A 15,068-nucleotide genomic window follows, 5' to 3' on the forward strand; every position below is an offset into this window, starting at 1 on the left:
ACAAAACGCAGACCGGGGCCGTCGACGCTGGACTCTTCTATGATTCCCGCCACCCGGATGAGGTTCATAAAGCCGGATTTTTGCCGTCTCCCAGATCATGAAGGCCGCTGCAATGCTTGACTCGATCCCGCTCCTCGGCCTTTTTGGCGTCGTTAAAGCGGTCGAGGGTTCCCACCAGATAGCCGGTGATACGCCGGATTCTCTCAAAGCGGACTCCGCCCTCTTCCCGTCCGCACTGCGGGCAGTTTTCCCCGATGACGCCCGTGTATCCGCAAATCGGATCGCGGTCCAGAGGATGATTGACGGACCCGTATCCAACCCCCGCTTCCTTCATGCCCTGGATGATTTTTTCGAAGGCCGCCAGGTTCAGAAGGGGATCGCCGTCCATCTCCACGTAGGTGATGTGCCCCGCGTTGGTCAGGGCGTGATAGGGGGCCTCCAGCCGGATCTTTTCGAAGGCCGTCAGTTTGTGATACACCGGCACGTGGAAGCTGTTGGTGTAATACTCCCGGTCGGTGACGCCCTCCCGCGCGCCGAAAAGACGCCGGTCCATCTTGACGAAACGCCCCGCCGTCCCCTCCGCGGGCGTCGCCAGAAGGGTGAAGTTCATTTTGAACCTCAGACTGGCGTCGTCCATGCGCCGGCGCATGTGGGATATGATTTCGAGCCCTGTGGCCTGAGCCTCCGGGGATTCTCCATGGTGGCGTCCCGTCAGGGCCTTCAGGCATTCGGCAAGACCGATGAAACCCACGGACAGCGAACCGTGCCGCAGAACTTCTCCAATTTCGTCCTCCCGGTCGAGCTTGTCGGAATCCAGCCAGATCCCCTGCCCCATCAGGAACGGAAAGTTTTTAACTTTTTTCTTCGCCTGAATTTTGAACCGCTCCAGCAGCTGATCGATAACGAGATCGATTTGCCCGTCCAGCAGCCGGAAAAACTCCTTTTCGTCTCCCTGACTTTTCAGGGCCAGACGGGGCAGATTGATGGTGGTGAAGCTCAAATTTCCGCGGCCTGTGACGATTTCGCGGCTTTCATCCGTCACGTTGCCGATAACCCGCGTGCGGCAGCCCATATAGGCGACCTCCGTCTCAGGACGTCCCTGACGGTAATACTGCAGGTTGAAAGGCGCGTCCAGAAAGGCGAAGTTGGGGAAAAGCCGTCTGGCGCTCACCCGGCAGGCCAGCTGGAACAGGTCGTAATTCGGGTCGCCCGGACGATAGTTGACGCCTTCCTTCACCTTGAAAATGCTCACGGGGAAGATGGGCGTTTCGCCGTTCCCCAGTCCGGCATCCGTGGCCAGAAGCAGGTTTTTCGTGATCATGCGCCCCTCGAAGGAGGTGTCCGTCCCGTAGTTCAGGGAGCTGAAGGGAATTTGCGCTCCGGCCCGGCTGTGCATGGTGTTGAGGTTGTGAATCAGGGCCTCCATGGCCTGATAGGTGGCCCGGTCCGTCTCCTCCATGGCCTCGTCTCGGGCAAACCGCTCCGCTTCTTCCAGCTTTTTCCGCAGCTCCTCCCTCCGCAGGGGATCCGGCTCCTCCGGGAGAAGGTCGACGCTCTCCACGCCGAACATGAGCTTCATCGCCTTGCGCAGGTTCTGCTCGTGGAGTTTCGCGTAAGTTTTCGACACGCCGGGGGCCATGGCGTAATCGAAGGCGGGGACGCTCTGTCCGCCGTGCTGATCGTTCTGGTTGGACTGGATGGCGATGCAGGCCAGGGCGGAGTAGCTGCGAATGTCGTTGGGCTCCCGCAGAAATCCGTGTCCCGTGCTGAAACCTCCCCTGAAAAGCTTCTCCAGGTCGATCTGACAGCAGGTTGTCGTCAGGCTCAGAAAGTCCATGTCGTGAATGTGGATGTCGCCCTCCCGGTGGGCGGCGGCGTGTTCCGGCTTCAACAGAAAAATCTCGTTGAAATATTTCGCCCCTTCCGAGCCGTAGCGCAGCATGACGCCCATGGCCGTGTCTCCGTCGATGTTGGCGTTTTCCCGCTTCAGGTCGTTATCCTGGGCGGCTTTGAACGTCAGGTCTTCGTAGATGCTCATGAGCCTGTTGTTCATGTCCCGAACCCGGCTGCGCTGGGCCCGGTAGAGGATGTAGGCTTTCGCGGTCTCCACGCAGCCGCTTTCGATCAAAATCCGCTCCACCACGTCCTGAATTTCCTCCACGTGAGGAGGGTACTCGCGGACGTCGTCGTCGAGGATCAAAAGCTCTCTGGCAATGAAATTCGGATCGGGCGCTTCTTCCCTGGGCAGAGGCACGCGGCGGGGCATGGTCTCCAGCCGGGCGACGACTTTTTCGGCCAGCGAAAAAGCCAGGCTGGAAGTGGGGACGGCAGGGGACAATAACTCCGCCTCCCGGGTTACGTTCAGGGCTCTGAAAATTGCGTTGGCTATTTTTTCAATGTTGAAAGGAGCCTGACGTCCGTCGCGTTTCTCGATCTTCGTAATCATTGCCTGCCTCCATGTTCTGCTGTTGGAATTTTCTAAATCAGTATTATACGCCTTACAGCCCATATCCATCGGGCCGACTTCGTAAAGTTTACACTTTAACTCACTGCCGCGCGGTAGCGGCTGAGCAGATCCTGAGCGGCCTGCGTGGCCGAAATTTCGCCTTTCAGGAGTTTGTTTTCCACGTCTGTTCGGGCCGAGGCCACCGCCGGACAGTCGTAAAAATCCTTCTGAAGACGCTCCTCGATCATGCCGTAAACCCAGGACAGGGTCTGCTGTCTGCGGCGCGCGTCGAACACGCCGCTCTCCCGAACCTGCCGCATGAACTGCTGAATCACGTCCCAGATTTCCTTTATGCCGGAGCCCTCCAGAGCGGAGCAGGTGCAGGCGCGGGTGGTCCAGCCCTCCGTCGCCGGCCGCAGCCAGTGAAGGACCCTCTCGTAGTCGACCCGGGTCGCGTCGGCCTGCAGTTTGTTGCTCCCGTCCGCTTTGTTGACGAGAACGGCGTCCGCCAGCTCCATGACGCCCTTTTTCATCCCCTGAAGCTCGTCCCCCGCGCCGGTGATGACCAGCAGCAGAAAGAAATCCACCATGGACCGGACCGTTGTTTCCCCCTGCCCCACTCCCACCGTTTCCACCAGAATGACGTCATATCCGGCGGCCTCACACAAAAGGAGGGTTTCCCGACTTTTGCGGGTCAGCCCTCCCAGAGTGCCCCCTGACGGAGACGGCCGTATAAACGCGTGGGGCTCCCGGGTCAGGTGCTCCATGCGCGTCTTATCGCCCAGAATGCTTCCTCCGCTGACGCTGCTGCTGGGGTCCACCGCCAAAACCGCCACCCTGTGCCCCTGACGGCAAAGCCAGAGGCCCAGAGCCTCGATAAAGGTGCTTTTCCCCGCGCCGGGAACGCCCGTGATGCCGACCCTGACGGATTTTCCCGTATGGGGCAGCAGGCTTCGAATAACCCGCTGTCCCATATCGAAGTGCTTTGCGGCGTTGCTTTCCACCAGGGTGATCGCCCGGGACAGCATCGTCCGGTCACCCTGAAGCACCCCCTCGACGTAGGCTTCCTCGGAGGGCTGCCCGTACTTATTGGGAGACACGTCGATTCAATTCCTCCATAATTTGTTTGGCCGCCACGGGGATGACCGTGCCGGGTCCGAAGATGGCGGAAGCGCCGTTCTGACGCAGGAAGTCGTAATCCTGAGCCGGAATGACCCCGCCGATGACGACCATGATGTCCTCCCGACCCAGTTTGCGGAGCTCCTCCACAAGCTGAGGCAGAAGGGTCTTGTGCCCGGCGGCCAGAGAGCTCATCCCCACGATGTGCACGTCGTTGTCCACGGCCGCCTGGGCCGCCTCCGCCGGGGTCTGGAACAGCGGCCCCACGTCCACGTCATACCCCATGTCCGCAAAGGCGGTGGCGATGACCTTCGCTCCACGGTCATGGCCGTCCTGACCCATTTTCACCACCATAATCCGGGGACGCCGGCCCTCTTTGGCCTCGAAGGCGCTGGTCATGGCCCGCACCTCCTCAATGACTTCCTCGTCGGCAAACTCGCTGCCGTAGATTCCGGAAATGGAGCGGATGACGGCTTTGTGCCGCCCGCAGACCTTTTCCACGGCGTCCGAAATTTCGCCCAGCGACGCTCGGGCCCGGGCCGCGTCCACCGCGAGCTCCAGCAGGTTGCCCTCGCCGGTTTCCATGGAATGGGTGATGGCCTCAAGACAGGATTTCACCTTTTCCGGATCGCGGCCGGCGCGGAGTTTTTTCAGGCGGGCGATCTGAGCCTCGCGAACGGCGCTGTTGTCCACCTCCAGAATCTCCAGAGGGTCTTCCTTATCCAGACGGAAGTCGTTGACTCCCACTATTTTCTCCCTGCCCGAGTCGATATGAGCCTGACGACGGGCGGCGGCTTCCTCGATTCGCATCTTCGGCAGGCCGGTGTCGATGGCCGCGGCCATTCCACCCAGACCCTCCACCTCCTGAATATGGGCCCAGCCCCTCCGGAGAAGAGCGTCCGTCAGGGATTCCACGTAGTACGACCCGCCCCAGGGATCGATGACCTTGCAGACTTTGGTTTCGTCCTGAATGTAAAGCTGCGTGTTTCGGGCGATGCGCGCCGAGAAGTCCGTGGGAAGCGCAATCGCCTCGTCCAGGGCGTTGGTGTGCAGAGACTGGGTGTGGCCCAAAGCCGCGGCCATGGCCTCGATACAGGTTCTTTCCACGTTGTTGAAGGGGTCCTGTTCCGTAAGGCTCCAACCGGAAGTCTGGCAGTGGGTTCGAAGTGCCATGGATTTCGCGTTTTTGGGGCCGAAGGACCGGACGATTTTAGCCCAGATCATGCGCGCGGCCCGCATTTTTGCAACCTCCATGAAATAGTTCTTGCCGATTCCCCAGAAAAACGAAATCCGCGGGGCGAAGGCATCGATGGACAAACCGGCTTTTACTCCGGTTCGCAGGTATTCCAGGCCGTCCGCCAGGGTGTAGGCCAGCTCAATGTCCGCCGTGGCCCCCGCCTCCTGAATGTGATACCCGGAAATGCTGATGCTGTTGAACTTCGGCATGTACTTCGACGTATAGGCGAAAATGTCCCCGATAATGCGCATCGAGGCCTTGGGCGGATAGATATAGGTGTTCCGGACCATGAACTCCTTCAGAATGTCGTTCTGAATGGTTCCGTTCAGGACGGACCGGTCCACGCCCTGCTCTTCGGCCGCGAGAATGTAGAAGGCCATGATGGGCAGAACCGCTCCGTTCATGGTCATGGAAACCGACATCTGATCCAGCGGAATTCCGGAGAAAAGAATCTCCATGTCGAGAATGGAGTCCACGGCCACGCCGGCCTTGCCCACGTCCCCCACCACCCGGGGATGGTCGGAGTCGTAGCCCCGATGGGTGGCCAGGTCGAAGGCGATGGAAAGTCCCTTCTGCCCGGCGGCCAGGTTCCTTCGATAAAAAGCGTTGCTTTCCTCCGCGGTGGAAAATCCGGCGTACTGACGCACGGTCCAGGGACGGGTGACGTACATGGTCGGATAGGGTCCCCTGAGAAAAGGAGGCAGACCCGGCATGGTGTTCAGGTGAAGCATCCCCTGGTACGCTTCTTCCGTGTAAAGCGGCAGAACGTCGATTTGCTCCATCGTCTGCGCCCGGGACGCTTCCGGCGCTTGGCCCGTTTCTTCTCTGAAGCGTCCTTCCCACTGTTTTTTCCCGGAATTTCCGGGACGGGCCGGATCCCGAAAGGCGATTTGGGTGAAATCCGGATTTTTGCTGCCGCCGCCCATTTAAAACATCCCCTTTGCTTTTTGTAAATCCGTCAGCACGGAAAGACAGTTGGAGCGCACGCTGATGAAATCGTTCACTCCGGCGTCGAGATAAGACTGTTTGAACTCCTCTTTGGGAGCGCCCGCCAGAAAAATTTTCAGACCCGGCGCCTTTTCCCGGATGGAACGCGCCAGAGGCGGAACCAGCTCGGGGTAGGAATCGTCCGTGGAGCAGATCACGGCCACGTCCGCACCGCTGGCCGCCGCTGCGGCGGCGCATTCCTCCGTTGTGGGAAAACCACTGTTTTTCAGCACGTCGAAGCCGGCGACCTCCATAAAGCCCGTGATGAAATCGGCGCGGGCCTTGTGCTGGGGAATGGGCCCCATGTTGGCCAGGAAAATTTTGACGCTGCTCCCCCTGTCCTGCCTGAATTTTTCCGTTCGCAGCCGCAGCGCCTCGTACTGCTCCGTCCAGCGATGGGCGGCGACAGGCGTAATGTCGGGGGCCTGTCCGTCGTTCAGTCGGGCTCGCACCTCTCCCAGGGTCGCGCCAGCCTCCGCCGCGAGGACGATCCGATCCACAGGCTCCCCGCCCGCGAGACCACTGACGGTCACCTGTTCCAGGGCCTTTTGGCATTTTCCCCCGTCCCGGGCGGCGCGGAATTTTTTCAGCGTCTCAAGGCGCCGGCCGCGGGCGCGGGATGGGTCTTCCCCTTCGTTTTTCCCGTTTTTCGAAAGGGTTTCCGTTTCTTCCATGTTGGGGTACATGTTGGTTCCCACCGCCCTGTCGGAACGGGAGGCCAGTCTTTTGAAGCGCTCCGCCAGGATTTTTTCCACCGAGGACTGCAGGGTTCCCGACCGGACTCCGGCGGAAAAGCCCCCTTCCTTTTCGATGTTCTGAATCCACTCCCATATTTTGCGGGCCAGCGTGTCCGTCAGGGTTTCCAGATACCAGGCCCCTCCCGCCGGATCGACGGGCTGAAGGAGAGAAAATTCCTCTTTCAGAAGAATTTGCGTATTCCGCGCGATGCGACGGGAAAATTCGTCGCCGGGCCCCGCCGCCTCGTCGAAACAGCCCACGGTCAGGCCGTCGAGTCCCGCCAGAACGCCGGAAAAAGCCTCCGTCGTGTTCCGCAGCATATTGACGTAAGGGTCGTAAAGCGTTTTCGTGAAGAAGGAGGTTCGTCCGAAAATATTGGCTTTTTTCGCCGATTCCTCCCCTCCGAAGGCATCCACGATCTGAGCCCAGATTTCGCGGACGGCGCGGATTTTCGCGATTTCCATGAAGAAGTTGGAGCCAAGGGAGAACTCGAACCGCAGGTGACGGGCAAAGGCGTTCACGTCCACCTGCCGGGCGCTCATGGCCCGAATCGCCTCGATGGCGGCGGCCAGAGCCCCTCCGGCCTCCTGAATGGCGTTGCCCCCTCCGTTGTGCACGACGGACCCCCGAATCAGAACCGTTCGCATACGGGGCATGTGTTTCTCCGTCCAGAGAATGCCCTGGGCCATTTCGTCGAAAAGGCGGTCCGTGCCGCAGCAGAGGGCTCCGTTTTGCAGCCAGGCCCCGAAGGGATCCGCGCCGATGCAGCCGCTCAGACGATCCAGCGGAATGCCCCGCTTTTTCGCGAAGGCGGCGACAAAGCCCAGCAGCGGCGCTGAGGAGGCCCCCGCGTAAAGGTGTATCGGAGACCGCTCCAGGCTCAGGGAACCGAAAAGTTTTTCCACGTCTTCCAGCGTGGAAAGCGAAACTCCGGGCGAGTCCGCCGCGGAACCGGCGTCGGCGTCGAGGCCCCGGAGCGAGGCCCCGTCCAGCAGAACCGCCGCGGCGGAGGCCCCTTTCTCCAGCTCATGACGAACCTGCCCGCCGGCGTCCTCCGGCAGAAGCGCGTCCGCGGGCTGGGCGATTTCCCAGGGAGCGGCGATGTACCCGGAGGCGTTCGTCCCCCTCAGCAGGCTTCCCGCCCCGGGAAACGATCGGGGAGAATCGAGGTTCTTCGTGTTTTCGGCGGTGTAAAGGGGGTCCAGCGTGATCCCCTCGTACGTGGAGGTGTACATGCTCTTTTCGAAGGGAGCTCCTTTGAGCGCGCCAATCGCCGCTTCCTTCCATTCTTCGTAGCTGACGGAAGGGAACTCGTCGAAATTGATTTTGGCATCGGCTTCCCCCACGGGAAGCGTTTGGGCCCCTCCAGCTTCGCAGCAGTGATGTCCGTCTGTAACGTTCAAAAACCATCCCTCCTCGAAAATAAAAAGGAGAAGCCACGGTATAACGGTTTCTCCCCCGCGTATACGACCGTATACGGCCAAGCGACCCCCTGTGCCCGCGCACAACAAAGATTTCCCTCGCTTCGGCCGGTCTCCTGACTCTCGTTCATCCTCATCCCGCGCCTTCCCATCCCTCAAAAGGCGGTGGCATTTGCGGTTTCGTCCCGATCACAGTGGCGGGGCCGTTCTGGTTTCACACCGGATTCCCGTGCACCGAAACGTTTCTCTATTCTGTTGTTCCCCCGATTATACTCTTTTTTATAAAGCCCGCAAACGCCTGAATGATGGCTTGAATAACGGAAAATCTCCCCGGTGATACGGCGGAGGCCCGAAAGAGGGCGAGGAACAAACGTCGCCTGTCGGGCGACCCGCGGCAAACCCTCCCTGCGTATAATAATAATTAATGATTAACGATTTTAATGATTATGTGAAGGAGGGCACGAAATGGAATCCGGAAATTTCAGTTTCGAAAACTGCAGTTCCGAAGATAACAGACCCCAAAATTGTGAGGCGGCGTCGGACGACACCGTTTTTATCTCCGCCGGCGGAATTGTCGTGCACCCGGAGTACGAGCGTCTTTCCGGAGAGGTGAAGGCGCTGCGGGAAAATCTGGCCTCTTTGGTGTACGAGCGCGACGAACTGGAGCTTCACGTCTGCAAAGACATCGAGATGGAGTATATGCTCAAAATCGGTTCTCTGGAGTACAGGGTCTACGAGGCCGAGTGCAGGGTTTTGAGGCTCAGGCGGAAAATCGAGCTCATTCAGGCCAGGCTGAACCGTCAGGAGCCCGTAAACCCGCAGGACATCGAAAAACAGCTCGACGCCGAGTACGCGGAATACGTCGAGAAGCTGCAGGAGCGGATGCGCGCCATCGACGAGGCCCTGCAAAGAAACAGGGGAGGATGGCTCTCCGCCGGCGACACGGCGGATGTGAAAAGGCTGTACCGGCAGCTCATCAGGCGGCTCCACCCCGACCTGAACCCGAACGCCACGAAAGAGGAGCAACGGCTGTTTTCGATGGCGGTCTCGGCCTACAAAAACGGCGATCTGCCCGCTCTGAAAACGATCAGCCTGCTGCTGGAAGAAACGAACCCGCAGGCCACGGACATGGGCAGTCTGGACGACCTTCGGGCGCAAAGGGACGCCCTGAGCGAGCAGTGCGCCGCTCTCACGAGGAGCATCGAGGAGATAAAAAGCTCGTTCCCCTGCAACCAGAAGGCCTTTCTGAAGGACGCCCGGCGGGTGGAGGAGCGCGTGGGGGAGCTGGAGGAGCTGCTGGAAACGTATCGCCGCACCTGCGCGGAATATGAGCGGAAAGTGAAAATAATGATGGAGAAATAATGAGGGAGGGCTTGCGGTAATGGCAAATATCGTCAGGGTCGAGAAACACAATATCGTCCAGTTTTTACACAGCGCGGGCGCGGCCGGGCTTCCGGGGCCTTTCCGGCAGGACATCCATCTGACGGACGTCCACGTCGCCGGAGTCGCCCGCACGGAGGGAACCGGAGAGGCCGGACCTCGCCTCGCCGTGGGAGCGAAGCTCCAATTTTTCCGGGAGGCGGACAACCTCCACGACCCCCTGGCCATTCTGGTCAAAGACGCCGAAGGCAACAGTCTGGGCTACGTTCCCAGAAACAAAAACGAGGTGCTGTCGCGGCTGATGGACGCGGGCAAGCGGCTCTACGGAACCATCGTCGAAAAAGAGCTGGTGGGCGGCTGGCCGAAAATCATGATGCGGATTTATCTGGAGGATTAGTCAGACATGAAGAAAACCGGCTCCCGCAAAAGCAGAACTTTCATGAAACTTATCGACGCCTTCGTGGAAAACAACTACGAAAAGCACGTGGAATTTCGCCTCCGGAACGGCGACGTGTGCCGCGGATTTTTGGACGACAGCGAATGGGAGGGCAGCGTCTTTCGCGTCCACCTGAGCGACGTGGACCTCAACGGCAGGGTCGTCAGTGAGGTTTACGTCGAGGCGCCGGAGATCGTTGAGGCCGTCGCCCTGGAAGCGCCCTCCGGCCCCGACGCTCCGCCGGACACGCTCATATTCGACTGATACCGGTTTGAAAAGGCGGACTTAGATGCGCCGCTCTCCCAGGAAGATAAATTTGTCTTTGTTCCAGATGAAATAATCGTGTTCGCAGCTCTCCGACGGCTGCGGCTTCATCCTCTCCACGGGGTTGAAAATGGCGATGATGTCGCCTTTGACATCGGCTACCCAGGCATTTGCCTCACTGTCCTTCAGCACCTGCATCAGCGGGTTGTCCCAGCACAGCTGCGAGTTTTCGTGGGGATGATTCCAGAAATACCGCAAAATTTCATAGAACGGGGCCCGCCTGCCCAGGGTGTCGAGCCATTCCTGCCTGTCGGTCCCACGCCTCCAATAGGTGTAGGTTCTCCAGAAGTCCTGCGTGTCGAATTCCGGGTTGTCGAGGCCGGCTTCGCGCAGGTACTGTTCTGCGTCGCTCCAGTGGACGACAACCCTCTTTCCCCTGCGGAAGGTCATGTTTGCCGTGAGCGCGCCGTTTTTCCCGAAGGACGCCTCGGTCACCTTCTGCATGAAATCCCTGAAATACGTGAACAGTTTGGCGTCCGGCCCGAAGTCCTCCCTCTTCAGCAAACCTCCCAGGGGCGACAGATAGCCCAGCCAGGCGTCGGCGTAAGGGCCCGCGTAGAAGACCAGACCGTGACCGGCAGCGGCGGCCTGCCACTCCCTGTACTCCTCGAAAGCCTCGCCGAACGGTTCGCTTCTGCGGGCGCCGGTCGCGTACTTTTCCCAGGCGGCGGGGAGCATTTTTCTGAGTCTGGGAGTGAACTGCAGATACTGGAGCCACACGCCCCGCGCTCCGGCGTCGGCCAGCGCCCGGCAGTAAGCGTCCTTGTCCGGCGTCCAGTCGGGGACGTACGGCGCGCAGGCCACGCCCACCGGAACGCCCTTGCCCGTCAGGCGCTCGATGATTTTCAGCCGCGCGGAGGGCGAGGGGCTGTTGGGCTCAATGACGGCCGTGAGCTTCTCGTCGAGGGTGGCTATCGAGATGTAAAACGAGTCCCTGCCGTGCCGGAAGAAGGGGAAATAGCGCTCCTGCTCCTCCGGTTCCGCCAAAATTCCGCACTGGGTGACGAACCTCAGCGGGTGATCCGCTTCCGTCGCCCATTTCAGAAATCTCAGCGAAGCCCGATATTTTTTCTCCTCAGGCATAAACGGGTCGGTGGCGTAGGAGAAGTGGATCGGGTATTTTTCCCGCAGGAAATAGCCCACGGCGCTGTACTCGTTCCGAATCGCGCGGGCGATGTCGTTCAGGAGAATCTCCGTGGAATCGGCGTCGTTGACCTTATACCGCGACGCTCTGCATTCGAGGTTGTCGCGGCAGTAGAAGCAGCCGGTTCCACAGCCCCTGTAGATCGACACGTCCAACGGGACCAGTTCCGAGGGGAAAATGCGCCCTAAATTGAGAGGAGTATTCCAAAATCCGCGAAACTCGCTTTCGTTTCTCCTTTGTTTAGCCATCGAAGAATCCTCCATTTAACTTCCATTTTAACTAAAATATTCCCTCGCTGCCACGATGTAATCATACTCTTTTCTCCCGGCAAATTGTCATTTTTGAAGCGACATTTGCCACATTTCGCTGTCAATTTTGCAATCTCCGCTCATTTTGCGGATTTCGTCTGCGGAAACGCTGGGATAACACAGAATATAGCGAATATTGAAATACAAACTCTGCCTTGCCATTCAGAGAAATATATGTAAATATATATATGCAAGAGCGAGTAAAAGCTCGACAACGTATCACAATGACAATCAACTCCTGACAGTGAGCGCTGTTCAATAATTTAGCCTGATGGGGAGGAGGTGCCTCTTACTGCTAAATTATCAGGATTTTACCCGGGTTGACTTCCGCTGAATTGTTGATTTTTCGGATTCAATTTTTGCCGCGAAGTTCGAGCGTCAATTTCTGTGGAGGTGCAAAGCATGTCTATAATGAAGAGAACGAGTTCAAACGTGTTGCTGGATACCGCACTGAAGAATTTTTACGCCGCGGCTGAAGAAATGGGACTGAGCGACGACATGATCGAAATTCTGAGCCGGTCCGAGAAAAAACTCGAAGTCTCCATTCCCGTAGAAATGGATGACGGCAAAGTTCGAGTGTTTCGGGGGTATCGCGTTCAGCACTCCAGCACTATCGGCCCTTCCAAAGGCGGCATTCGCTACCATCCTGACGTCGACGGGGAAGAATGCGAAGCCCTGGCGATGCTCATGACGTGGAAATGCTCCCTGGCCGGTATCCCCTACGGCGGAGGCAAGGGAGGAATCGCCTGCGATCCCGATGAGCTTTCCGCAAAGGAAAGAGAGCGGATGTCCCGCACTTACGCGGCGCGCATCGCCCCGATCGTCGGTCTGTGGAACGACATTCCCGCCCCTGACATCAATACCGGCGGGCAGGAAATGGTGTGGTTCATGGACACGATCAGTAAAATGCACGGACACCTCGAACCAGGACTCTTCACGGGCAAGCCGGTCAGTTACTGGGGTTCTCTGGGGCGCACGGCGGCCACAGGATACGGAGCGGCCACCTGCGGACTGGAACTGCTCAAAGCCTGGGGCAAAGACCCCAAAGACATTCGCGTGGCGGTGGAAGGCTTCGGCAACGTGGGGAGCTACGCGGCTCTCATCATGGCTGAGGCGGGCGCGAAAGTCGTCGCAATCAGCAATCGGGCGGGAGTGTTCTACTCGCCTAAAGGGCTCGACATCAAAAAAGCGTTCGCCGACGCCGAAGCACATCCGCGGGAACGCCTGAAGAATTTCACCTGTGAAGGTTGCGAAAAAATTGACGACATTCTGTCGGTGGACTGCGATCTTTTGTTCCCCTGCGCTCTTGAGGGCGTTGTGAACGGCAAAACTGCCGACCGCATCAAGGCCAAAGGCATCGTCGAAGGCGCCAACGGCCCCGTCACCCCGGAAGCCGACGCGATTCTGGAGTCGAAGGGAGTTATCGTGGTTCCCGACTTCCTCGCCAACTCGGGAGGGGTCATCGGGTCTTACTTCGAATGGGCTCAAAACCTCGCGGGCTATTTCTGGACGGAAGAAGAATACAACACCCGCCTGATTCACATCATGAAAGAGAACTTCAATCGGGTGTGGGATTATGCTCAGAAACGCAAGGTCAATATGCGTCGGGCCGCTTTTATGACCGCAATCGAAAGAGTGGCCGACGTGGCGAAACTCAAGGGGATTTTCCTGTAAAACATGCGGAATTTCAGTAAACGTGCAAACCGATGTTGACGATACAAAGGCAGTAAAGGACTCTCGAACTTCGCGGGAAATGATGATCTTCCCTCGGTCAGTCGGCCGGGGGAAGTATTTTTTCTGAAAATCCAATCGACAACAACAAGGTTGTCAGTATATAGAGCAGGAAATCCCGCAACTGTTTTCCATCGCAGCACGATCTTTTCTCCCGATAAATTGTCGCCTTTGCAGCGACACGGCATTACCGCCGCGCTGGTTGCTGTTCCTGCCTTACGGGCGACAGTGAAGCGCAGCGATTGTCCAGCATCGTTGGAAAAAGCCAGAATCAGGATTCTTTACAGACAGAAGGAGTGTTCTCAATGCGGTTGCAAAACAGGCGATTCATAATCGAAACGACGATTATCACGGACGAAGAAACCTTTATTGAACACAAAAAGATGGCCGACCGGTGCTTTTCCTCCTGGGAAGGAGAACCTGCTTTTGAAAGTATAACTCGCGCGTTGAGCATTATGGTCAGGGAAAAGCCCACAAATACAGTGACGCGTTTCCTGATTTACGGCGATTATTATTCCTTCGAAGAAAACTTTAACTGTGTCCTTCTGGAAACAACGCGGCTTGTCGTATTGACGAGCGACACGCTCTTCTTCATCGCGCTCCCTTCCGGCGACCTGGCGGCGGAATCCTCCGTTTTTCGGGATGAATACTCGCTCGCTTTCGACCTGTATCCTTTCTCCGGAGGATACGTCATTCACGGCGAACTCGAAACGGTGATGTTCGACAAACATTGCCGAAGACTGTGGAGTTTCAGCGCGCGGGATATTTTCGTCTTCCGTCCGGCTCACCCGGAACTCGATCCTTTCAAAATCGAAGGCAATCATATCGTCCTTCACGATTGGCTGGGCTGGAAATACGTACTTGACGCGAAAGGCCGCTGCATCGAAGAACGTCAGGTCGTTGTGAGCGACGAAAACTAGAGCCGTTGGCTCTTTTATGTATAAAGTATAAATTTTTGTGCGTCGCTTATCAGAGTTAAGCGTCTTTTTTAGTACGCGATTACGCAATTCGCTATAATACCTTTGAAAAGAGAGCCTTTCTGTGGCGTAATTCAGTTATGATTCGTTTCCTTAGATATTGTATGAACTTTGGCGGGCGGCGCTCTGCCGCCCGCCATTTTTAGTCATACTATTTTCGAAGCCACAATTTACCGCAGGGAAAGAATTGCGCTTTCATCCAAACCGGTATATTTTCTGATGGTTTCGGCAGGCAGACCGTCGGCAAGCATTGTGCGAGCGACCTCAAAAGATTTTTCTTCCCTGCCTTCTTCTCTGCCCTCTTCCCTGCCCAACATTCTGGCTTCCGCTTTGTCAATTTCGCCCACATACTGTTCGATCGATATTGTTTTCATCTTGTACGCCTCCCTCACGTCCTGGCTTATCTCAGGGTCGCTCAGTCGAAAAATTCTGTCCGCAAATTCGAAGATATATTTTCGCTGCCTTTTATCATATTCCCGTTCGTCCGTTGTGTTCAGGATTTCCAACGCGTATTTTTCACGCAGCTTCACATTATTCTCTGTGCCCAGAGACAGACGCCCCGCGTACATCACTCGTCCGAAAGGACGCTTGTCCTGCCTCAATTCCTCCATTTTGTAACTCGGAAGATGAAACGTCCGGAACTCTATGGTAGCCCTGAATCCGTAACATGTTTCCGTATGAAAATTCACATCCTTCGCGTCACCCGTGTATATGGCGAAAGCCGTCGTTCTTCCAACCGGCCTCGACGCCCGGAGGCGAACCCACGAATCGAAAATCCGACCCGTGAACTCCTTGTCCAACTCATGTTGCTGCTCGGCCA

General features: G+C 57.6%; 11 protein-coding genes and 1 riboswitch. Of the genes, 5 read left to right on the forward strand and 6 right to left on the reverse strand.

Features of this window, described 5'->3' with window-relative positions; genetic code table 11:
* Positions 1-64 precede the first annotated feature (64 nt).
* The 4 genes from LBR61_03185 to LBR61_03200 all read right to left on the reverse strand — a co-directional run bounded on the left by LBR61_03185 (position 65) and on the right by LBR61_03200 (position 7,930).
* Positions 65-2,446 (reverse strand): anaerobic ribonucleoside triphosphate reductase, encoded by a 2,382-nt coding sequence (locus LBR61_03185; protein ID MDR1731076.1) that lies wholly within the window; start codon positions 2,444-2,446, stop codon positions 65-67.
* 95 nt (positions 2,447-2,541) lie between these two features.
* Entirely contained in the window at positions 2,542-3,546 is a 1,005-nt protein-coding gene (meaB, locus tag LBR61_03190; protein ID MDR1731077.1) for a methylmalonyl Co-A mutase-associated GTPase MeaB, read from the reverse strand.
* A complete protein-coding gene (gene scpA / locus LBR61_03195; GenBank protein ID MDR1731078.1) occupies positions 3,533-5,728 on the reverse strand; it encodes a methylmalonyl-CoA mutase in 2,196 nt (731 codons plus the stop codon). Before scpA ends, meaB begins: the two co-directional genes overlap by 14 nt.
* Complete coding sequence (locus LBR61_03200) at positions 5,729-7,930, reverse strand: acyl-CoA mutase large subunit family protein (GenBank protein MDR1731079.1); 2,202 nt, start codon at positions 7,928-7,930, stop codon at positions 5,729-5,731. It lies immediately after the preceding gene.
* 106 nt (positions 7,931-8,036) lie between these two features.
* Positions 8,037-8,202: riboswitch (cobalamin riboswitch) on the reverse strand.
* Between the two features lie 211 nt (positions 8,203-8,413).
* On the opposite strand from LBR61_03200, the gene LBR61_03205 reads away from it, so the two are divergent.
* The 3 genes from LBR61_03205 to LBR61_03215 are packed head-to-tail and all read left to right on the forward strand — an operon-like array spanning position 8,414 to position 10,028.
* Positions 8,414-9,310 (forward strand): hypothetical protein, encoded by an 897-nt coding sequence (locus LBR61_03205; GenBank protein ID MDR1731080.1) that lies wholly within the window; start codon positions 8,414-8,416, stop codon positions 9,308-9,310.
* A 19-nt stretch (positions 9,311-9,329) separates the two neighbouring features.
* The gene (locus LBR61_03210) at positions 9,330-9,725 is read left to right on the forward strand and encodes an HIRAN domain-containing protein (protein ID MDR1731081.1); all 396 of its coding nucleotides are present in this window, start codon (positions 9,330-9,332) and stop codon (positions 9,723-9,725) included.
* Between the two features lie 6 nt (positions 9,726-9,731).
* Positions 9,732-10,028, forward strand: coding sequence for a hypothetical protein (locus tag LBR61_03215; GenBank protein ID MDR1731082.1), 297 nt, complete (start codon positions 9,732-9,734; stop codon positions 10,026-10,028).
* Between the two features lie 21 nt (positions 10,029-10,049).
* Here the strand turns inward: LBR61_03215 and LBR61_03220 are convergent, their stop codons facing one another.
* A complete protein-coding gene (locus LBR61_03220) occupies positions 10,050-11,480 on the reverse strand; it encodes a hypothetical protein (GenBank protein MDR1731083.1) in 1,431 nt (476 codons plus the stop codon).
* Positions 11,481-11,942: 462 nt separating this feature from the next.
* Between LBR61_03220 and LBR61_03225 the strand changes: the two genes are divergently transcribed.
* Both LBR61_03225 and LBR61_03230 read left to right on the forward strand, forming a co-directional pair.
* The gene (locus LBR61_03225) at positions 11,943-13,214 is read left to right on the forward strand and encodes a Glu/Leu/Phe/Val dehydrogenase (GenBank protein MDR1731084.1); all 1,272 of its coding nucleotides are present in this window, start codon (positions 11,943-11,945) and stop codon (positions 13,212-13,214) included.
* 362 nt (positions 13,215-13,576) lie between these two features.
* Positions 13,577-14,191 carry a hypothetical protein gene (locus LBR61_03230; protein ID MDR1731085.1) on the forward strand — a complete coding sequence of 205 codons (615 nt, stop codon included), beginning with the start codon at positions 13,577-13,579 and terminating at the stop codon, positions 14,189-14,191.
* Between the two features lie 227 nt (positions 14,192-14,418).
* Here LBR61_03230 and LBR61_03235 read toward each other — a convergent pair.
* The coding region (locus LBR61_03235; protein ID MDR1731086.1) for a hypothetical protein at positions 14,419-15,068 on the reverse strand (650 nt) is incomplete at its 5' end.

It is taken from the genome of Synergistaceae bacterium (genome assembly GCA_031272035.1).
In the GTDB taxonomy this organism is placed as follows: Bacteria; Synergistota; Synergistia; order Synergistales; family Aminobacteriaceae; genus JAISSA01.

Bases quoted from the DNA above. Each gene is read 5' to 3' on its own strand.
- scpA (MDR1731078.1), bottom strand. From the start codon at position 5,728: ATGGGCGGCGGCAGCAAAAATCCGGATTTCACCCAAATCGCCTTTCGG.
- LBR61_03230 (MDR1731085.1), top strand. From the start codon at position 13,577: ATGCGGTTGCAAAACAGGCGATTCATAATCGAAACGACGATTATCACG.
- LBR61_03225 (MDR1731084.1), top strand. From the start codon at position 11,943: ATGTCTATAATGAAGAGAACGAGTTCAAACGTGTTGCTGGATACCGCA.
- LBR61_03185 (MDR1731076.1), bottom strand. From the start codon at position 2,446: ATGATTACGAAGATCGAGAAACGCGACGGACGTCAGGCTCCTTTCAAC.
- LBR61_03205 (MDR1731080.1), top strand. From the start codon at position 8,414: ATGGAATCCGGAAATTTCAGTTTCGAAAACTGCAGTTCCGAAGATAAC.
- LBR61_03220 (MDR1731083.1), bottom strand. From the start codon at position 11,480: ATGGCTAAACAAAGGAGAAACGAAAGCGAGTTTCGCGGATTTTGGAAT.
- LBR61_03210 (MDR1731081.1), top strand. From the start codon at position 9,330: ATGGCAAATATCGTCAGGGTCGAGAAACACAATATCGTCCAGTTTTTA.
- LBR61_03215 (MDR1731082.1), top strand. From the start codon at position 9,732: ATGAAGAAAACCGGCTCCCGCAAAAGCAGAACTTTCATGAAACTTATC.